Annotated in this window: 23 protein-coding genes and 1 pseudogene; 23 read left to right on the top strand and 1 reads right to left on the bottom strand. The window is 62.7% G+C overall.

Features of this window, described 5'->3' with window-relative positions:
- The first annotated feature begins 31 nt into the window (after positions 1-31).
- The 5 genes from GGQ85_RS11890 (at position 32) to GGQ85_RS11870 (ending at position 2,905) form a co-directional block, all read left to right on the top strand.
- Entirely contained in the window at positions 32-829 is a 798-nt protein-coding gene (locus GGQ85_RS11890) for a hypothetical protein (protein ID WP_309774684.1), read from the top strand.
- Entirely contained in the window at positions 829-1,200 is a 372-nt protein-coding gene (locus GGQ85_RS11885; RefSeq protein ID WP_079446221.1) for a DUF2019 domain-containing protein, read from the top strand. The genes GGQ85_RS11890 and GGQ85_RS11885 overlap by 1 nt, the downstream gene beginning before the upstream one ends.
- 50 nt (positions 1,201-1,250) lie before the next feature.
- A complete protein-coding gene (locus GGQ85_RS11880) occupies positions 1,251-1,634 on the top strand; it encodes a DUF2019 domain-containing protein (RefSeq protein WP_309774682.1) in 384 nt (127 codons plus the stop codon).
- 329 nt (positions 1,635-1,963) lie between these two features.
- A complete protein-coding gene (locus GGQ85_RS11875) occupies positions 1,964-2,311 on the top strand; it encodes a DUF2019 domain-containing protein (protein ID WP_309774681.1) in 348 nt (115 codons plus the stop codon).
- Positions 2,312-2,533: 222 nt separating this feature from the next.
- A complete protein-coding gene (locus GGQ85_RS11870; RefSeq protein WP_309774680.1) occupies positions 2,534-2,905 on the top strand; it encodes a DUF2019 domain-containing protein in 372 nt (123 codons plus the stop codon).
- A 14-nt stretch (positions 2,906-2,919) separates the two neighbouring features.
- Here GGQ85_RS11870 and GGQ85_RS11865 read toward each other — a convergent pair whose 3' ends face one another.
- Positions 2,920-3,681, bottom strand: coding sequence for a S1 family peptidase (locus GGQ85_RS11865; RefSeq protein WP_309774679.1), 762 nt, complete (start codon positions 3,679-3,681; stop codon positions 2,920-2,922).
- Positions 3,682-3,746: 65 nt separating this feature from the next.
- Here GGQ85_RS11865 and GGQ85_RS11860 point away from each other — a divergent pair, with 65 nt between their 5' ends.
- From GGQ85_RS11860 to GGQ85_RS11775, 18 genes and pseudogenes are all read left to right on the top strand, one after another.
- On the top strand, positions 3,747-4,310 hold the full coding sequence (locus tag GGQ85_RS11860; protein ID WP_309774678.1) for a head-tail connector protein: 564 nt from the start codon (positions 3,747-3,749) through the stop codon (positions 4,308-4,310).
- Between the two features lie 31 nt (positions 4,311-4,341).
- A complete protein-coding gene (locus GGQ85_RS11855) occupies positions 4,342-4,752 on the top strand; it encodes a DUF3168 domain-containing protein (RefSeq protein ID WP_309774677.1) in 411 nt (136 codons plus the stop codon).
- A 13-nt stretch (positions 4,753-4,765) separates the two neighbouring features.
- A complete protein-coding gene (locus tag GGQ85_RS11850) occupies positions 4,766-5,173 on the top strand; it encodes a phage major tail protein, TP901-1 family (RefSeq protein ID WP_079446226.1) in 408 nt (135 codons plus the stop codon).
- A gap of 15 nt (positions 5,174-5,188) precedes the next feature.
- On the top strand, positions 5,189-5,509 hold the full coding sequence (locus tag GGQ85_RS11845) for a gene transfer agent family protein (protein ID WP_309774676.1): 321 nt from the start codon (positions 5,189-5,191) through the stop codon (positions 5,507-5,509).
- On the top strand, positions 5,506-5,718 hold the full coding sequence (locus GGQ85_RS11840) for a rcc01693 family protein (RefSeq protein WP_079446228.1): 213 nt from the start codon (positions 5,506-5,508) through the stop codon (positions 5,716-5,718). Before GGQ85_RS11845 ends, GGQ85_RS11840 begins: the two co-directional genes overlap by 4 nt.
- On the top strand, positions 5,711-6,286 hold the full coding sequence (locus tag GGQ85_RS11835; RefSeq protein ID WP_309774675.1) for a phage tail tape measure protein: 576 nt from the start codon (positions 5,711-5,713) through the stop codon (positions 6,284-6,286). Before GGQ85_RS11840 ends, GGQ85_RS11835 begins: the two co-directional genes overlap by 8 nt.
- Before the next feature lie 3 nt (positions 6,287-6,289).
- A complete protein-coding gene (locus GGQ85_RS11830; protein WP_309774674.1) occupies positions 6,290-6,931 on the top strand; it encodes a phage distal tail protein, Rcc01695 family in 642 nt (213 codons plus the stop codon).
- A complete protein-coding gene (locus GGQ85_RS11825) occupies positions 6,928-7,821 on the top strand; it encodes a phage/gene transfer agent baseplate hub protein (protein ID WP_309774673.1) in 894 nt (297 codons plus the stop codon). The genes GGQ85_RS11830 and GGQ85_RS11825 overlap by 4 nt, the downstream gene beginning before the upstream one ends.
- An 11-nt stretch (positions 7,822-7,832) precedes the next feature.
- Positions 7,833-8,279: an NlpC/P60 family protein gene (locus GGQ85_RS11820; RefSeq protein ID WP_309774672.1), complete on the top strand. Its 447-nt coding sequence runs from the start codon at positions 7,833-7,835 to the stop codon at positions 8,277-8,279.
- Positions 8,279-12,133 (top strand): annotated as a pseudogene (locus GGQ85_RS11815) (baseplate multidomain protein megatron). The gene GGQ85_RS11820 and the pseudogene GGQ85_RS11815 overlap by 1 nt, the downstream one beginning before the upstream one ends.
- A gap of 6 nt (positions 12,134-12,139) precedes the next feature.
- Positions 12,140-13,528, top strand: coding sequence for a DUF2793 domain-containing protein (locus GGQ85_RS11810; RefSeq protein ID WP_309774671.1), 1,389 nt, complete (start codon positions 12,140-12,142; stop codon positions 13,526-13,528).
- A 68-nt stretch (positions 13,529-13,596) separates the two neighbouring features.
- The gene (locus GGQ85_RS11805) at positions 13,597-14,262 is read left to right on the top strand and encodes a glycoside hydrolase family 19 protein (protein WP_309774670.1); all 666 of its coding nucleotides are present in this window, start codon (positions 13,597-13,599) and stop codon (positions 14,260-14,262) included.
- 14 nt (positions 14,263-14,276) lie between these two features.
- Positions 14,277-14,573 carry a hypothetical protein gene (locus tag GGQ85_RS11800; protein ID WP_079446233.1) on the top strand — a complete coding sequence of 99 codons (297 nt, stop codon included), beginning with the start codon at positions 14,277-14,279 and terminating at the stop codon, positions 14,571-14,573.
- A gap of 56 nt (positions 14,574-14,629) precedes the next feature.
- Entirely contained in the window at positions 14,630-14,869 is a 240-nt protein-coding gene (locus GGQ85_RS11795; RefSeq protein ID WP_309774669.1) for a Pam3-gp28 family putative phage holin, read from the top strand.
- Between the two features lie 20 nt (positions 14,870-14,889).
- Complete coding sequence (locus tag GGQ85_RS11790) at positions 14,890-15,282, top strand: hypothetical protein (protein WP_309774668.1); 393 nt, start codon at positions 14,890-14,892, stop codon at positions 15,280-15,282.
- Positions 15,283-15,285: 3 nt separating this feature from the next.
- Complete coding sequence (locus tag GGQ85_RS11785; protein ID WP_309774667.1) at positions 15,286-15,537, top strand: hypothetical protein; 252 nt, start codon at positions 15,286-15,288, stop codon at positions 15,535-15,537.
- A 136-nt stretch (positions 15,538-15,673) separates the two neighbouring features.
- Positions 15,674-16,345 (top strand): response regulator transcription factor, encoded by a 672-nt coding sequence (locus tag GGQ85_RS11780; RefSeq protein WP_309774666.1) that lies wholly within the window; start codon positions 15,674-15,676, stop codon positions 16,343-16,345.
- A complete protein-coding gene (locus tag GGQ85_RS11775) occupies positions 16,335-17,735 on the top strand; it encodes an ATP-binding protein (RefSeq protein ID WP_309774665.1) in 1,401 nt (466 codons plus the stop codon). The genes GGQ85_RS11780 and GGQ85_RS11775 overlap by 11 nt, the downstream gene beginning before the upstream one ends.
- Positions 17,736-17,902: the final 167 nt, after the last annotated feature.

The raw sequence follows: 17,902 nt of genomic DNA, 5'->3' as shown, positions 1-17,902 counted from the left end.
AGCGCATATCGTTCCTCAAGAACATACTTCCATGCCATCGCATCACGAAGCCTGGCTGCGCCATCAGCAATCACGATGGCTGCGGCCGGATGCGGCACGTTGGGTTCGTCCTGACGCCGCGCGGTTTCTCCCGCCCGGCGCAGATGTAGCCAAAGCGTTTCCGACGTTGGCCTGGAAATACAATCCAAACCAGCCGCGTGTGCCGGCGGGCAATTCCGATGGCGGGCAATGGACGGATGGCGGCGCAGGAGGAGGCAGTCTCGGCCTCTTTCAGATCACGCCGCGCGATAACACGATCGACGGCGTGCGGCTCGCGGGAGAACCGCCGTCCACCGAAGAACCGCCGGAGATTCCACCAGCTGCCCGGAAGCCAGGGGAACGACCGATCGAGCTTATTCGCCGAGTGATTAAATATCTTCGCGTCGTCGGTCCTATGTCGCCTGCCGCTGACTCAGTTTTCGAGGCGCTGCGGCAAGCCGAGGGACTTAGAGGAGAGACGGCGGCGATCAAATCAGCAAATGATCCGCCGCGCACGCTCGAGGAGTTGCAAGCCCGCGCGCAGCTGCCCAGCGAGCCCGGCTGCCAGGATCATCACATCGTTGGTCAACTCGCGCAAAACAGGCTGCAATTCGGGCGCGTGCGGATTGACAGCCCTGAAAATGCGGTGCGGATTCCTGTCGTAAAGCACCTCGATATCAACGGTTACTATTCAAGGGCCAACGAGCAATATAATGGTCGGTCGCCCAGAGATTATCTTCGTGGCAAGAGTTGGGATGAGCAGACACATGAAGGACTAAAAATCCTGCGCAAGAATGGGGTGCTCAAGTAATGATATTTGTTCAGCCGGATGATGCTCTTGTGAAGAACCTCGTTGCGCAGTTTGTCGAGGTCGGTATAGCGCAATATGATGCGATTTATGTAATCGACAATGCTAAGTATAATCGCTTGTACAAGGAGATGGAGCGTATAAGAGCAGAGCTAAAAAAGATGCCTGGCGATCAAAGGAGGGCTCTGTTGCCGCTGCTCTCCCATCCGAACGTACAGGTTCGACTGAAAGCGGCTCACTCTCTTCTTGCGCTCTATCCGGATTTGGCTCGCAATGCGCTTGAAAGTATCCGCAGATCTGGCATCGAGCCACAAGATGGAGAGGCTGCAATGGCAATCAGCGGGCTTGATGAGGGCAGCTATATTCCAAAGTGAGGAACGACAGAGACAAACCTTGCTCTAGTTAAATTCAAGGTTCTAAGCCAATGAAACGCGCCAACTTGAAAGAAATGAGCTCTCCTGATCTCGTCGAGCGTTTTACAGAGATCGGTGTTGCGCAGGATCAGGCATTGCTTGGGGGCCAGACCTCAAAATTCAATCGCCTATTTAAACAAATGGTTGAACTATCGAATGAACTGAAGAAGCGGGACGGTGATCAGCGACGGGCGCTTGCATCTCTTTATCAGCATCCAAATATGCAGGTCAGGCTCAAAGCCGCGATACACACGCGCGAGGTTTTGCCCGTTGAGGCTCGCCAGCAAATCGAGGCTATCGCCGAGAGCCACTGGATGCCTCAGGCGGGCGACGCCGGCATGGCACTGGCCATCATGGATGGTGACTTGAAGCTGGCGGGATTGAAGCGGGATTAAACCGGCTCGCTCCCTATATCCTCGCATTTCAACTCCGTGCCGTTGTCGTGACTATCTTCGCGGCAAGAGTTGGGACGAGCAGATGCAAGAGGGATTGAAGATTCTGCGCAGTAAAGGAGTGCTTAAGTGATGACCTCCGTTCAAATCGGATGACGCCCGAGTACAAAGTCTCGTTGCGTAGTTCATCGAGGTCGGCATCGCGCAATATGATGCGATTTATGTAGTCTGACAATGCTAAGTATAATCGCGCCGCTTTCCTTTTTGGAGCGCATGTCCTCAAGGACATACTTTCTCAAGCCATGATCTTCAGAAAAATTAGACTCGACGCAATGGCCGTCGATCAGCTGGTCGTTCGATTTGCGGCAATCACTGCCGCACAGGATGACGCGCTTCTCGGCAACGAACTCACAAAATTCAATCGTCTCTTCGATCGAATGATGGAAGTCTCGGAAGAACTGAAAGGACGTCCAGGCGATCAACGACGCGCATTGATAGCGCTTTATAACCACCCCAACATGCAGGTTCAGCTGCAGGCAGCCAAGCTCACGCTGGCTGTTGTGTCTGACGAGGCTCGCAGGAAAATTGAGGCTATTGCATCTTCGCGATGGTTACCTCAATCTGGCGATGCCGGCATGTGCTTGCTTAACCTTGATCGTGGAATTTTCAAGCCGACGTAGCTCACGGCCTCCGCCAGCTTCGCAACGTCATCGCCATCAAGTTGCGATAGAGCGGAGAATGCGGCGTGGATTTCAAAGGTCGAACATCTTCGCATCAATGGATGGTACTCTACGCCTAGCCCGGATTATGGTGATTTATCGCCACGGGACTATCTTCGCGGCAGGAGCTGGAATGAGCAAATGCGAGAGGAGTTGAATATCCTGCGCGTAAAGGAGTAGGTGATGACCTCCGTTCAATGGGACGACGCTCGAGTACAAAGTCTCGTCACTCAGTTCGTCGAGATCGGCCTTGCGCAATATGATGCGATCTATGTGATCGACAATGCTAAGTACAGTCGCTTGTACAAAAAGATGGAGCGTATAAGGGCGGAGCTTAAGGAGATGCCTGGCGATCAGCGAAGGGCGCTGTTGCCGCTGCTTTCACATTCGAACGTTCAGGTTCGGTTGGCAACGGCGCGTTCGCTCCTCGCGCTCTATCCGGACTTGGCTCGCAATGCTCTTGAGAGTATCCGTGAATCCGGCATCGAGCCACAGAACGGGGAGGCGGCGACGGCTATCAGAAGGCTCGATGAAGGCAGCTACATTCCGAAGTGAGGGACGAACCTTTTTCATATCCCAGCGCCCCAGCTTCGCGCCGTTGTCAGAATCCAGTCGCGGTAGAGCGCGAGCGGCGTGACGCCGGTAAGGCCGCCGCAGCCTGACGCGTTGTTCGGTCCTGTCGACCAACTCACGACACCGACGATGATAGCGCCGCTGCTGGAGTCGAGCATCGCCGGCGCGCCGGAATCGCCGGTGCAGGCGCCGAGGCCCGTGCGCGCATTATGGGTTGCGGGATCGACCAGACGGATCTGCAAGGTGCCGGGCTGCCCCGTTACCGCAAGACTCGCCGCGCGAGCCACGCCGCCGCTGCGGCCGTCGCCAACGATTGCGACGCCCATGCCCACGACGGTGAGGCGCTGACCGACGTTGATCGGCATCAACGCGCCGCCGATCCGGAAGGGTTGCACAGCGAGCGGCGCGGCGAGTTGCAACAAGCCGATGTCGGCGGTGGCGCGGTGCGCGAGCACGCTCTGCGGGTTGAACTGCGGATGCACGGCTACGCGCTTGATATCGAGCAGGCGCGGCGGCTGGCTCTTGTAGTCCACCATCTTGGTGGTGACGCCGGGTGCGATGCAGTGCGCGGCGGTCAGGATGATATCGCGCGCGATCAGCGTGCCGGTGCAGGATGAGCCGCGCGAGCCGACGATGGTGACGACTGCGTTCGCCACCGCAGGCGAAGGCGCGCCGCCGCCGCCGACCATGGCAAGGGCAGGGTGCGTCAGCATCACGGCTGTCGCGGCTGCAGCCAAACGAATGAATTTTTGAATCATGCAGCGATGTGAGCCATCGCGTCGCGTGTCTGTCAACATATGCATCGTCACAGCGAGGATATCCGATGCCGTCGATACTCCTGACCGGACCTGCGGTCGAACCATGGTCGGTCGAAGAGGCCAAGAGCTTCCTGCGCGCGGAGAACGATGACGACGACGCGATCATCGCGTCGCTGATCGCGGCGGCACGAAGCCATGTCGAAGCGATGACTCGCTGTGCTCTGATCGCGGAGACCTGGCGCTTGGTGCTGGACCAGTGGCCGAATGACGGCCGCATCAAGCTGGGCCGAGGACCGCTACGGGCGCTCACCGCGGCGCGCGTCTACGACTCTGCGGGGATCGCCGCACCGATCGACGTCGGAACGTTCGTTCTCGACAAGACGGCAGGCGTGATCGTTTCGTCCGCCTGGGTGTTGCCGGGCCGCGCCAGCGCCGGCATCGAGCTCGATGTCGAGATCGGATTTGGTACGAGCGCGACCGACGTGCCTGATGTGCTCCGCCATGCGGTGCGGACGCTCGTGGCGCACTGGTACGAGAACCGCAGCCTTATCGCCATCGGCCAGAGCGTCGCGATGATGCCGGCCAGCGTCGGCGCCATGATCGCGAGCTACCGCGTCCATTCGCTCTGATCGTTCTCGCATTCTCGAAAAGGACATCATCATGACCAGCGCCAATGCAGCGCTTCGCGCTGCCGTTCACGATGCGCTCGCGGCCGACAGCGGCCTTCAGGCCGTGCTCGGCGGCAAGCGGGTCTATGACGAGCCGCCGCGCGGAGCGCTGTTGCCTTACGTTTCGATCGGCGAGGCGCGCATCACCGACGCATCGGTTGACGAGGGGCCGACACAGGAGCACCAGATCACGCTTCATGCGCGTTCCCGTCAAGGCGGCCAAAGCGAAGCTCATGCCATCGCCGGCGCGGTGTTGCAGGCTCTCGACGACGCGCCACTGACGCTCGTCGCTCACCGGCTGGTCAATTTCCGCTTCGCGGTCGCCGACATCCGGCGCGAATCCGACGGCCGCACCTATCACACACAGGTGCGGTTCCGTGCCGTGACCGAACCCACAACCTAATCAAGGAGCCGTCATGGGCGCACAAAAAGGCAAGGACCTGCTTCTGAAGATGAGCGATGGCTCGAGCTTCGTCACGGTGGCGGGACTGCGCAGCCGCAGGATCGCGTTCAACGCGGAGATTGTCGATATCACGAACGCGGAATCGACCGACCGCTGGCGCGAGTTGCTCGCGGGCGCCGGCGTCAGGCGAGCGTCGCTGTCGGGACGCGGTCTGTTCAAGGACGCCGGATCCGACGCGCTGGTTCGACAGGCATTCTTCAACGGCACGATCAATGACTGTCAGGTGGTGGTGCCGGACTTCGGTGCCATCGAGGGTCCGTTCCAGATCGCAAGCCTCGAATTCGCGGGCGAACACAATGGCGAGGTGACGTTCGATCTTTCGCTCGAGTCCGCTGGCGCTCTGACGTTTACGGCGCTGTGAGACGAAAGGATTCAAATGCCCAACAAATATCGCGGTGAGATCGGTGCCGAGCTTGGCGGACGACAGCGCACGCTGGTGTTGACGCTGGGCGCCCTGGCGGAGCTTGAATCCGCATTCGGCGCTGGCGACCTGATGACGCTCGCGGAGCGGTTCGGTTCGGGGCGAGTGTCGTCGCGCGACTTGATCCGTATCATCGGCGCAGGCCTGCGCGGTGCGGGAGAGGCTGTCAGCGACGATGATGTGGCCGTGATGACGGTGGAGGGCGGCGCGGCCGGCTTCGTCAGGATCGCGGCGGATCTGATCGGCGCGACCTTCGACGAGAGTGGGGCTCCATGAAGCCGTTCCCGTGGCAACAGGCAATGGGCTTCGGCTTCGGCGTGTTGCGTCTTGCGCCGGATGATTTCTGGCGGATGACGCCGCGCGAACTGGCGCAGGCGATCCGCGCGATCCAGGGGTATGCGACCGCGCCGCTGGCGCGGGCCGAGCTCGATGAATTGCAGGCACGGTTTCCGGATGCGCCGCCCAAGGGAGGACGCGATGACTGACGACACGAGTTTGCAGGATACGTCGAGCACGCTGGATGGCCTTACCGCAAAGACCCAGGCGCTGACGATCAGCGCAGGCGGTTTTGCACGAGCGATGACGCAGGCTTTTTCATCATCGGTCGTCGGCGGCAAGCAGTTCGACGACGTGCTGAAGACGCTGGCGCTGCGCGTCTCGGGTCTCGCCGTGACGGCGGCGTTCAAGCCGCTGACGGCGAGCCTGACCAGCGGCATCTCCAGCCTATTTTCGGGGCTTGCTGGCAGCATTGGTTCGACCGCGTCCAACGCGCTTGGCTCGATCAAGCCGTTCGCGACAGGCGGCGTGATCGGCACGCCTAGCTATTTTCCGATGATGGATGGCGGCGTTGGTCTCGCCGGGGAGGCGGGACCAGAAGCGATCATGCCGCTGGCGCGCGGGTCCGACGGCCGGCTTGGCGTTTCCGGCAAGGGCGGCGGTAACAGCATCACGGTGCAGATCGCGACGCCCGACATCGACAGCTTCCGCCGCTCCGAGAGTTACATCGCGGGCCAGATCGCGCGCGCGGTGGCGCGAGGACAGCGGAGCTTGTGACACATGACCAGCTTTCACGAAGTGCTGTTTCCGCTCGACGTCGCGCTGAAGAGCGCGGGCGGGCCGGAGCGGCGAACCGATATCGTCAGCTTCGGCTCGGGCCGCGAGGCGCGCAACGCGCGCTGGGCGCAGTCGCGGCGGCGCTTTGACGCCGGCTACGGCGTCAAGACGCTGGATGCCTTGCAGGCTGTTATTGCTTTCTTCGAGGAGCGGCGCGGAAGGCTTTACGGCTTTCGCTGGCGTGACCGGCTGGATTGCGGTTCCGCGACGACTGGGAGCGTTATCTCGCCGCTCGATCAGGTCATCGGAATAGGAGACGGAACGACATCGACGTTTCAGTTGATCAAGACATATGGCGGCGCGTTCGCGCCTTATGCGCGCGTGATCGCCAAGCCGGTGAACGGCAGCGTGCGTGTCGCGGTTGCCAATAGCGAGATGGTGGCGGGATCGGCCTTCACCTGCGACGCCACCGCCGGCGTTGTGACGTTTCTTCCGGGGCACACGCCGCCGCCGGGAGCGGCTGTCACCGCCGGATTCAATTTCGACGTGCCGGTGCGGTTCGACACCGACTATCTCGAAGTCGATCTCGCGACCTTCGCCGCCGGCGCCATTCCGAAGATTCCGCTGGTGGAGATCCGCACGTGAGAAGCATTCCCTCCGCGCTTCAGGCAAAACTCGATTCCGGCGCGACCACTCTGGCGCGCTGCTGGATTGTGACGCGGCGCGACGGCGTCGTGCTCGGCTTCACCGATCACGATTGCGATCTGACGATCGGCAGCGTCGTCTGTCGCGCCGCAACTGGTTTTACCGCGTCGGAAGCCACCAGCCGCTTCGATCTGGCTGTCGATGGCGCCGAGATATCGGGGGCATTCTCGGACGATACTCTGAGCGAAGCCGATCTCTCCGCCGGACGTTACGACGCCGCCGAGGTTGCGACCTGGCTGGTTGATTGGAGCGACGTCTCGCTGAAGATCCTGATCGCCCGCGGCACCATTGGAGAGGTCCGGCGCGAGGGGGCCGCGTTCACCGCGGAATTGCGCGGGCTCGCGGATGCGCTGACGCAGGATAGCGGACGCCTGTTTACGGCGCGGTGCGGTGTCGATCTTGGCGACGGAAAATGCCGTGTCGATCTGACCAGCTCAACCTTTCGCAGCAGTGGGACGGTCACGGCAATCGAAGGAACGTCGATCCTTGCCGTCTCGGGCCTTGTTGGCTTTGCCGGCGGCTGGTTCACAGCGGGGCGATTGAACTGGACCAGCGGGGCCAATGCCGGGCTTGCGATTGAAGTCAAACAGCACCGCGTCGTCGCGGGTGAGGCGCTGATATCGCTGTGGCAGGCGATGGCGGAGCCGATAGCCATCGGCGACAGCTTCGTGATCACCGCCGGCTGCGACAAGAGTTTCGCGACCTGCCGCGACCGCTTTGCCAACACCGACAATTTTCGCGGCTTTCCGCAGATTCCCGGCAACGATTTCGTCGTCAGCTATCCGCTGCCCGGTTCGCCCGACAACGGCAACGGCAGCAAGGCGTTGTGAAGGAGCCGCTCGTGACTTGCGCGTATTCGACCCGCGCGGCCATCGTCGCGGAAGCCCGCGCCTGGATTGGCACGCCCTATCGGCATCAGGCCTCGCTCAAGGGGATCGGCTGCGACTGTCTCGGCCTCGTGCGCGGCGTCTGGCGCAATTGCATCGGCGATGAGCCGGAAGCGCCGCCGCCTTACGCGCCGGACTGGGCCGAAGCAAAAGGCGACGAGACACTGGCCGCGGCGGCGCTGCGCGATCTCGTTCCGGTCACGTGCGACGGTTTCGAAGCGGGCGACGTGCTGCTGTTTCGGTGGCGTGACGGGTTTGTCGCCAAGCATGTCGCGATCGCTTCCAGCGAGCGCACCATGATTCATGCGCATGACGGCGCGGCCGTCTGCGAGATCGTGCTTGCGCCGTGGTGGCGGCGACGGCTGGCTTACGCGTTTCGTTTTCCCGGAGTTTCGGACTGATGGCAGCGCTGGTTCTTTCCGTCGCAGGCGGCGCCGCTGGCGCGTTGTTCGGGCCGGCCGGTGCAATTGCCGGACGCCTCGCCGGCGCGCTGATCGGAAATGTCGTCGATCGTAAGCTGTTCGGGCCAGGAAACCAGACGATCGTCGGGCCGCGCCTCGCCGATCTCGATGTGATGGCCTCGACCGAGGGCGCGCCGATTCCGCGCGTTTACGGACGCGCGCGGCTGTCGGGTCAGGTGATCTGGGCGACGCGGCTCGAAGAGGCCGTCAACAGCGAAACCTCGTCGTCCGGCGGCAAGGGCGGCCTGTTCAGCGGACCGAGCACGACGACCACCACTTACAGCTATTTCGCTAATTTCGCGGTTGGTCTTTGCGACGGCGTCATCGGCCGTGTCGGGCGGATTTGGGCCGACGGCAGCCCTCTCGATGTTTCCGGCCTGAGCTTCCGGGTCCATCGCGGCACCGAGGATCAGGCTCCGGACGACCTGATCGTCGCAAAAGAAGGGGCGAGCAACGCGCCGGCCTATCGCGGGCTCGCCTATGTCGTGTTCGAGCGGATGCCGCTGGCAAAATTCGGCAACCGCATTCCGCAGCTCTCGTTCGAGATCATCCGCCCCATAGGCCAACTCGAACGGATGGTACGTGCCGTGACGCTGATCCCCGGCACCACCGAATTCGGCTATGAGCCGTCCGCCGTCGTGCGGTCGCTCGGTCCGGGTCAGTCGGCGCCGGAAAACCGGCATGTGATGAATGCCGAATCCGACGTGATCGCGGCGCTCGATGACTTGCAGGGCATGTGCCCCAATCTCGAACGCGTGGCCGTAGTGGTGGCGTGGTTCGGATCGGACCTTCGCGCCGGAAGTTGCGTGGTGCGTCCCGGCGTCGACAGCGCGAGCAAGATCACGCGCGGCAGCGACTGGTCGGTGGCGGGGGTGACACGAGAAAGCGCTTATGTGGTGTCACAGGTCGATGGTCGTCCGGCCTTCGGCGGCACGCCGTCGGACGCCAGCGTGAGGCATCTGATCGCGGAACTGAAGGCGCGCGGCCTCAAGGTCACGTTCTATCCCTTCATCATGATGGACCTTCCGGCCGGTAACGGCCTGAGCGATCCGTGGAGCGGAGCCTCGTCGCAGCCAGCCTATCCCTGGCGCGGCCGCATCACTTGCGATCCCGCGCCGGGACAAACGGGTTCGCCGCAGGGCACCGCGCCGGCGGCGACGCAGGTCGCCAGCTTCTTCACGAGTGGAAGCTGGAACTACCGCGCCATGATCCTGCATTATGCCAACCTGACGGCCTCCGCGGGAGGCGTCGATGCGTTTCTGATCGGCTCGGAGTTGCGGTCGTTGACGCGCGTGCGCTCGGGGGCCGGCATCTATCCTGCCGTCGATGCGCTGGTGACGCTTGCGGTGGACGTGAAATCCATCGTCGGCTCGTCGACGATCGTGACCTATGGCGCGGACTGGACAGAATATGGCGCGGATGTCGTTGACGCCGGTGCGTCCGAGGTTCGCTTTCCGCTCGATCCGCTGTGGGCGTGCAGTGCGATCGACGCCGTGGGGATCGACTACTATGCGCCGCTCGCGGACTGGCGTGACGAGGCCGGACATCTGGACGCAAGCGTCGCAACCTCGACCTATGATCTCGATTACCTCGCGGAGAATGTCTATGGCGGCGAGGGTTTCGATTGGTATTACACAGATGACTCGGCGCGCGCCGCGCAGAACCGCACGCCGATTACCGATGGACTTGGCAAGCCGTGGACATTCCGCGTCAAGGACATCAAGTCGTGGTGGTCGTCAGCGCATTATGAGCGGGTCGGCGGGGTCGAGCTTCCAAGCCCGACCGCGTGGGCGCCGCAAAGCAAGCCGGTCTGGCTGACGGAGGTCGGCTGTCCGGCGGTAGATAAAGGCGCCAACCAACCGAACGTGTTTCCCGATCCCAAATCGTCGGAAAACCACCTGCCGTATTTCTCGAGCGGTAGCCGCGATGATCTGGTCCAGCGCCGCTATCTGCAAGCCTTTCTCGGCAAGCTGGATCCATCGCTCGGCGCGGCGGATGCCGACAATCCCGTCTCTCCGATCTATGGGAGCCGCATGATCGAGCCGTCCGCGATCCACCTTTGGACCTGGGATGCGCGACCATATCCGGCGTTTCCCGCCGCGACCGAGGTCTAGAGCGACGGACCGAACTGGCAGACCGGGCATTGGCTCACCGGCCGTCTCGGCGCGGCGCCGATGGACGCGCTGGTGCAGGCGCTTCTTGCCGATTGCGGCGTCACCGGCGCCGACACCTCGGCGCTGCGCGAGAGCTGCGACGGCTACGTGGTCGACCGGCCGATGTCGCCGCGGGCCATGATCGAACCGCTCGCCGGGGCTTACGCCTTCGATGCCTCCGCGGCAGACGGAACGCTGCGCTTCGTTTCGCGGGGCGGCGCGCCGGTTGCGGAATTTTCGGATGACGATCTGGTGCTGACGGACGGCGGCGGGCTGGCGCGGCTCACGCGCGCGCAGGAAACCGAATTGCCGCGCGAAGCGCGCTTTGGTTTTACCGACGGGACGGTGGATTACAGGCGCTCTGCTGTGACCTCGCGCCGGCTGGACGGTGGTTCGAACCGAAGCGTTCACTCCGATCTCGCGGTTGTCAGCGATGACGCGGCGATGATGCGCCGAACCGAGGTTTGGCTTCAGGATTTGTGGGCCGGCCGCGAAAGCGCCGCGTTCTCGCTCGGCCCGCAATGCCTGTCGCTCACGCCGGGCGATGTGATCGCCGTGACGATCAACGGGCGGAGACGGCTATTCGAAATCAGCGCACTGCTCGATGCCGAAGCGCGGCAAGTCACTGCCCGCAGCATCGATCCCGAAGTCTTCTCCGTGCCGCTGTCGACGCCGCGGCCGACGCGACCCGGAATTCCAGCTGCGATCGGACCGGTTCAGGTTGCAGTGCTCGATCTGCCGATGATCGAGTCATCGGAGCCGCCGGTCCTGACGCGGCTCGCCGTCTTCGCCAGCCCCTGGCCGACGTCGGTGACGGTATGGACCTCGCCGGACGGTGCGGGTTTTCAGCCGGAGGCGATTATTCCAGCGCCCTCGACATCGGGCGAAACGCTCGATCCGCTGCCGGCCGGAGCCTCAGGGAGATGGGACCGTGGCAACGCCTTGCGCGTGCGTCTCTACGGCGGCCTGCTCACGTCGGTGTCCGATGCCCGCGTGCTCGCCGGCGCCAATGCGGCGGCGGTGCAGAACCCGAACGGCGATTGGGAGATCCTACAGTTTGCCAATGCGGAGCTGGTGGACAGCGGCACGTATAAACTGTCGCGCCTGCTGCGCGGGCAGGCTGGCAGCGATTACGCCATCACTGATGTGTTGCCGCCGGGCGCGCCCTTTGTTCTCCTCGACACGCGTCTTGTGCCGCTGGCGAAAGGATTGAACGCGCAGGATCGTCCGATCCTGGTGCGGCTTGCCGCCGCCGGACGCAACCATGACGATCCCACGGCGGTGGCGCTGACGGTCACGCCGCGCGCGACTGCCCTGCTGCCGCTGTCACCGGTGCATGTGAAAGCGTTCCGCGAGAACGGCGGTGTGCGTATCTCGTGGATTCGCCGGACGCGCATCGACGGCGACGGCTGGGGCGTCGAAGTGCCGCTCGGCGAGGATGTCGAAGCATACACGCTCGACGTTTTCTCGGGCGGAGCGATCGTGCGCAGCATCGCATGCAGCGCGCCCGAAGCGTTTTACCCCGATGCCGACGAACTGACGGATTTCGGCGCGCCGCAGAGCAGTCTGCACCTCCGCGTCGCGCAAGTATCGGCGACCGTCGGCCCCGGTCACCCTACTGAACTTACTCTCACCCTCTGAGTCGCCATGACAGACACACCGAATCTCGGGCTGCCGTATATCGATGGCAGCCAAGCCCAGAAGCACGTCACTCACAATGAGGCGCTGCGCATTCTCGACGCGGCGGTTCAGATCGGCGTGCTTGATCTGACGCTCACCGCGCCGCCCTCCAGTCCAGCGGAGGGCGAACGTCATGTGGTCGCAGGCGTCGCGACCGGCGCGTGGGCCGGGCAGGACGGTACAATCGCGACCTGGCAGGACGGCGCTTGGGCCTTCCTCGTGCCGAAGACCGGATGGTGCATCTGGTCGGCGGCGGACAGCGGCCTGTTCGTGTTCGATGGCGCGGCCTGGCAGAGTGCGGGCGGTCCGTCGGCGCTCGATAACCTGGCGCATCTCGGCGTCAACACCGCTGCGAGCAGTCCCAATCTGCTCGCGGTCAAATCCAATGCCGCGCTGTTTGCCGCCATCGACGCTGCCGACGGCGGAACCGGCGACATGCGACTTCAGGTATCGAAGGAAAGCTCCGCTAACACGGCGTCGATCTTCTTTTCCGACAATTTCTCAGGTCGAGCGGAGTTCGGCCTCGTCGGCGCTGATACCTTCAAGCTCAAGGTGTCGGCGGACGGGTCAAGCTGGACCGAGGCGTTCACCATCGATCAGGGCAGCGGCAACGTCTCGCTGCCGCGCGGACTGGCGTTGACCGGCGTCATTGCGCCCACACAGATCACGGCCGATCAGAACGACTATAATCCCGCGGGCTTTGCGGCGGCGTCGGTGCTGCAAATCAGTTCGAACGCTGCGCGCAACGTGTCCGGCCTTGCGGGCGGAGCCGAAGGGCGTTGTCTCATCGTCATCAACGTGGGCAGCCAGCCGATCACGCTGCTGAACGAAAGCGCATCGTCGTCGGCATCGAATCGTTTGTCTCTCGACAATAACCTTACGATGTCGGCGAAGCAGGCCGCGATCCTTCGTTACGACGGCACCGCCGCGCGCTGGCAAGTGATCGCGCGCGAGGCGGGGGCGGCTGCAACCAAGTCGCAGCAGCAGGCGGGCGCCGACAACACAGTGGCGGTAACGCCGGCGCATCAGCAGGATCATGACAGTGCGGCAAAGGCATGGGGCTATTTCACCCAGTCCGGCGGCACATACACCTTGTCGGCCGGCTACAACATCGCAAGCATCAGCAAAAATTCGACGGGGAATCTCACAATCGGCTTCACGACGCCCTTTGCCTCGACGAGTTTTGCAGTAGTTGCCACCGTCAACCAGTTCGGAGGGGTTGGGACCACGGAAACGGTTCAGGAGGTGTTTGCGAGTCGCTCTTCATCCAGCGTGACGCTTGCCATCACCGGGACGGGCGCCGGGGGCGGCGCGATCGATCGCGCCTTCAGTGTCGTCGTCTTCGGTCGTCAGTGAACTTGCGAAAAGCATCAGATGCCCTCGCCGGGTGAAGCCCGGCTCCGCCGCCAAAAAGGACCAATCCAATGCCCAACGCAGCCTCGGCCGCGAACGCTTCCGCCATGCCTGATTTCGGAGCAGCGCTTCGCAAGCTCTGGCCGCGCGGCAATAGCAGAATTGCCGGGCTGGTCGAGACCATCACGGCAACGGCACCGGCCGTATTCGACGAACACGAGATCGCCACGCCGCTGCTGATCGCCCATGTCATGGCCCAGATCAGCCATGAATGCGGGGCCGGGACTGCCGTGATTGAGAACCTGAATTATTCGGCGGGCCGAATGACCCAGGTTTGGCCGTCGCGGTTTCCGAACGCGTCCAGCGCCGCGCCTTACGCGCATAATCCGCGTGCGCTCGCCAACAAAGTCTACAACGGCCGCATGGGCAATCGCGCGGGCTCCGACGACGGCTGGGATTTTCGCGGCCGAGGCGCCGTTCAAACAACAGGAAGGGACGGCTATCGGCGACTAGCGGCGGCGACCGGCCTCGATGTCGTGACGCATCCCGACCTAGTGAACGATCCGGCGCACTTTCTGAAATGCGGAGTCGCAGATTTCGTCAATTGCGGATGCCTTCCGTTCGCTCAAAAAGACGACGTGCGCGGTGTCACAAAGCGGCTGAACGGCGGTTATGTCGGGCTGCGAGATCGCGAGGCGTGGCTTTCAAGATGGAAGCGTAGTCTCGGAATCCACTAAAGGGAAAATCTTTCATGCTTTCTCAAATCGTTGGGCCGGTGGATTTCAACTCCGCCGCCGTGCTTTGCGTTGCCTTCATCTGCCTTTCAGCCGTTGCGTCGCTCGCGGTCACGCGGCGCAGCCGTCTGGCCCTCGATCAGGAACTCGAACTCGCGAAGATCCGGCTTCGCAACGAGGACGAAGCCAGCAAGCGGCAGACCGACGCCAAGCGAGACTACGAGCTGGCCAGAATGGCGAGCGAGCGCGAAATCGAGTTCAAGCGCATCGATACCAATCTGATTACTTCGCACGCACGGGTCGCGAGTGAATAGAACGACCGCCGCGCGACGGGCTCGCGCAATCCTCAAAACATTACTGGAGACAACACATGACATCGGATTCGGTGTGGCAGATCGCGCGCTACCTGCTGATCGCGGCGGGAAGCTTCGCTACCGGCAAGGGATGGGTCACCGCTGACCAGGTGACCGGCGTCATCGGCGCGATCGGTACGCTCTTTACGGTAGCATGGGGGCTCTACGTCAAGGCCGACACCAGGACGGTCCGCTCGGCCATCGCCGCGCGTTCCGACGTGCCGACCGTCAGCGGCGCGACCGGTGCCGTCAAGTAATCCAGACAACAGGAGCTTTCATGCGAAAACTTGTCGCCACGATAGCGGTCGTTTCCGGTCTGGCGCTGGCAGGTTGCCAGACCGTCGCGCTGCCGTCGCTGAATCTGAACACCGCCGTTTCGCTCAATACGGTGTACGGCATCGAGAACGCCTTTGGCGTCGCGGTGAATGCCGCCAATGCCTATAAGGCACTGCCGCTTTGCCGGACAGGAACCGAGCCGGGGGTGGCCAACATCTGTGCCAAACGTTCGGTGATCGAAAGGTTGCAATCGGCGATGCGCAAGGCGCGCCTCGCCGTGAACAATCTGGTCGCGTTGCAGAAGGCCTATCCGTCCGTCGACATCACCAACGCACTAGCGGCGGCGCGGTCAACGCTGATCGTCGTCCAGCAAATCCTCTTATCAGGAGCATAGCGCATGGTCACCGCAGCAGAAGTGACAGCCGGCCTCGCGGCCGCTGAAGCCATCGTCAGCGCCATCGTCAAGGTCGCCCCCGCGATCGAGCAAGGCGTGGTCTCCTCGATCCCCTACGTTCAGGCCATCGCCGGCCTGGTACGCGGCAGCAATGCAACCGCCGAAGAGATCGATGCGGTGCTGGCCCGGATCAACGCCGAGGCCGACGTGTTCCTGAGTCCGCTGCCGCCTGATGATGGCTCGACCACGACGTGACCTGGTAGGTCGGCTCGGCGGCCAGCGCAGGCGTGTCCGCCCCCCGGGCGGAAAAAAGGCGTAAGCGGGTTCTTGCTGTTCATTTGCCATTCACGCGGTGGCGGTCCATCTTGACGGGAGGAATCAGGAGTCCGCTTTGCGCCTTCTCGTCGTCGAAGATGATCCCGACCTCAATCGCCAGCTTACGACCGCGTTGACCGACGCCGGCTACGTGGTCGATCGCGCGTTTGACGGCGAGGAGGGACATTTCCTTGGCGAAAGCGAACCTTATGACGCGGTGGTGCTGGACATCGGCCTCCCGAAGATGGACGGCATTTCCGTGCTGGAGGCTTGGCGACGCGGGGGGCGGACCATGCCCGTCCTGATTCTTACCGCGCGAGACCGCTGGAGTGACAAGGTTCAGGGATTCGACGCTGGCGCCGACGACTATGTCGCCAAACCCTTCCATCTGGAGGAAATCCTGGCACGGATGCGCGCGCTGCTGCGACGGAGCACAGGACACGCCCAGTCCGAACTGACCTGCGGGCCGGTGACGTTGGATACCCGCACGGGCCGCGTCAGCGTCGGCGGCAATCCGGTCAAGATGACGTCGCATGAATACCGGCTGTTGGCCTATCTCATGCACCACACCGGTCGGGTGGTGTCGCGCACCGAGCTGGTCGAACACCTTTACGATCAGGATTTCGATCGCGACTCCAACACCATCGAAGTTTTTGTCGGCCGCATCCGCAAAAAGCTGGACGTCGATATCATCCAGACGGTGCGCGGACTCGGCTATCTGCTCACGCCGCCGGCAAATGCGCGCTAGGCAGTTTCCGGGCGTCCGTTCCAATTCGCTGGCTACGCGGCTGTTTCTCTCCGCGACCGCGTGGGTTGTGGTCGTTCTGCTCATCACCGGCGTGGTGTTGTCGTCGGTCTATCGCTCAGCGTCCGAGCGTGCCTTCGACCGTCGCCTCAACCTCTATCTTCGCACCCTGATTGCCGAAGTGACGGCGCCTGACGAGCCTGCCGATCATCAGTTCCAGTCGCTCGGCGAGCCGCTGTTCGATCTGCCGTTATCCGGCTGGTATTGGGAAATTGACCGCAGCGATCCGGACAAGAAAAAGGAAACCCGCGCGTCACGCTCGCTATGGGATAATAAGCTGCCGAAGCTGGAGGATCAGGGGATTGAGCTTTCCTTATCCGGAGTCCGCGTCGGATATGTCGACGGGCCAGAAGGGCAAACCCTGCGCATGGTGGAGCGGCCGGTCGATCTTGGTGCCGATGGCAAGTTTCGTGTCGCTGTGGCCGGAGACGCCAGCGAAATTTTCGATGAATCGCGGACTTTCGACTATTATCTCGGCGGCACATTTGCCGCGCTCACGATCGGACTGCTTTTTACAACGATCTTTCAGGTGCGGTTTGGTCTTGCGCCGCTGAAACGCATCTCAGATGCGATCGCCGACATCCGGTCCGGCCGTGCGGAACGACTGGAGGGCGAATTCCCCGTTGAAATCGCGCCGCTCGCCCGCGAGACCAATGCGCTGATCGATGCCAACCGTGACATCGTCGAGCGTGCCCGCACCCACGTCGGTAACCTCGCGCACGCGGTCAAGACACCGCTTTCGGTTATCATCAATGAGGCCAGCTCGCATGAGCGCGATCCCTTCGCCGCGAAAATGCTCGAACAGGCCGAGATGATGCGCAATCAGGTCGCTCATCACCTGGAACGCGCCCGTATGGCTGCGCGGCTCACCGTCGTTGGAACGGTGACCGATGTGGCGCCCGTCGTCGAGGCGCTGCGCCGGACCATGGAGAAGATTCACCGCGACCGCGATGTCGCCATCGATGTCGACGTCAGTCCGGCGGCGAAGTTTTGCGGCGAGCGCCAGGATCTCGAGGAGATGGTTGGCAATCTCGTGGACAATGCCTGCAAGTGGGCGCATTCGCGGGTGTTCATCAACGTCTCGGTCCGTCCGCCTTCCGGAGCGGAACCCGCGATGTTGCAGATTATTGTCGACGATAACGGTCAGGGACTGTCGGATGCCGAGCGGACGCAGGCTTCGCAGCGCGGGCGCCGTCTTGACGAGACCAAGCCAGGTTCCGGACTGGGTTTGTCGATCGTCACCGATCTGGCGGCTCTCTATGGCGGTCGCCTGACACTGGATACGGCGCCGATCGGCGGATTGCGCGCCGAACTCTTGCTGCCGGCGGTTTGAGTTCCCGTTTCGCTGGCCCCATGCCAACTCCCTACTGTGCGCAGAACCACTTGCCGGAATGCCGACGAGAACTGGGGCGCGATCGGAAGGCCCGCGAGTTTGAATCAAATCAAAGCTTTGCTGATTTGTGTTCGAGTCTCGAACGAGCCCTTTCGCTTCCGATGGAA

The organism is Nitrobacter vulgaris (genome assembly GCF_031453995.1).
GTDB classification, from domain to species: Bacteria; Pseudomonadota; Alphaproteobacteria; order Rhizobiales; family Xanthobacteraceae; genus Nitrobacter; species Nitrobacter vulgaris.
This window is presented reverse-complemented; position numbering and strand designations above follow the sequence as displayed.

Bases quoted from the DNA above. Each gene is read 5' to 3' on its own strand.
- GGQ85_RS11890 (WP_309774684.1), top strand. From the start codon at position 32: ATGCCATCGCATCACGAAGCCTGGCTGCGCCATCAGCAATCACGATGG.
- GGQ85_RS11885 (WP_079446221.1), top strand. From the start codon at position 829: ATGATATTTGTTCAGCCGGATGATGCTCTTGTGAAGAACCTCGTTGCG.
- GGQ85_RS11880 (WP_309774682.1), top strand. From the start codon at position 1,251: ATGAAACGCGCCAACTTGAAAGAAATGAGCTCTCCTGATCTCGTCGAG.
- GGQ85_RS11875 (WP_309774681.1), top strand. From the start codon at position 1,964: ATGGCCGTCGATCAGCTGGTCGTTCGATTTGCGGCAATCACTGCCGCA.
- GGQ85_RS11870 (WP_309774680.1), top strand. From the start codon at position 2,534: ATGACCTCCGTTCAATGGGACGACGCTCGAGTACAAAGTCTCGTCACT.
- GGQ85_RS11865 (WP_309774679.1), bottom strand. From the start codon at position 3,681: ATGATTCAAAAATTCATTCGTTTGGCTGCAGCCGCGACAGCCGTGATG.
- GGQ85_RS11860 (WP_309774678.1), top strand. From the start codon at position 3,747: ATGCCGTCGATACTCCTGACCGGACCTGCGGTCGAACCATGGTCGGTC.
- GGQ85_RS11855 (WP_309774677.1), top strand. From the start codon at position 4,342: ATGACCAGCGCCAATGCAGCGCTTCGCGCTGCCGTTCACGATGCGCTC.
- GGQ85_RS11850 (WP_079446226.1), top strand. From the start codon at position 4,766: ATGGGCGCACAAAAAGGCAAGGACCTGCTTCTGAAGATGAGCGATGGC.
- GGQ85_RS11845 (WP_309774676.1), top strand. From the start codon at position 5,189: ATGCCCAACAAATATCGCGGTGAGATCGGTGCCGAGCTTGGCGGACGA.
- GGQ85_RS11840 (WP_079446228.1), top strand. From the start codon at position 5,506: ATGAAGCCGTTCCCGTGGCAACAGGCAATGGGCTTCGGCTTCGGCGTG.
- GGQ85_RS11835 (WP_309774675.1), top strand. From the start codon at position 5,711: ATGACTGACGACACGAGTTTGCAGGATACGTCGAGCACGCTGGATGGC.
- GGQ85_RS11830 (WP_309774674.1), top strand. From the start codon at position 6,290: ATGACCAGCTTTCACGAAGTGCTGTTTCCGCTCGACGTCGCGCTGAAG.
- GGQ85_RS11810 (WP_309774671.1), top strand. From the start codon at position 12,140: ATGACAGACACACCGAATCTCGGGCTGCCGTATATCGATGGCAGCCAA.
- GGQ85_RS11805 (WP_309774670.1), top strand. From the start codon at position 13,597: ATGCCCAACGCAGCCTCGGCCGCGAACGCTTCCGCCATGCCTGATTTC.
- GGQ85_RS11800 (WP_079446233.1), top strand. From the start codon at position 14,277: ATGCTTTCTCAAATCGTTGGGCCGGTGGATTTCAACTCCGCCGCCGTG.
- GGQ85_RS11795 (WP_309774669.1), top strand. From the start codon at position 14,630: ATGACATCGGATTCGGTGTGGCAGATCGCGCGCTACCTGCTGATCGCG.
- GGQ85_RS11790 (WP_309774668.1), top strand. From the start codon at position 14,890: ATGCGAAAACTTGTCGCCACGATAGCGGTCGTTTCCGGTCTGGCGCTG.
- GGQ85_RS11785 (WP_309774667.1), top strand. From the start codon at position 15,286: ATGGTCACCGCAGCAGAAGTGACAGCCGGCCTCGCGGCCGCTGAAGCC.
- GGQ85_RS11775 (WP_309774665.1), top strand. From the start codon at position 16,335: ATGCGCGCTAGGCAGTTTCCGGGCGTCCGTTCCAATTCGCTGGCTACG.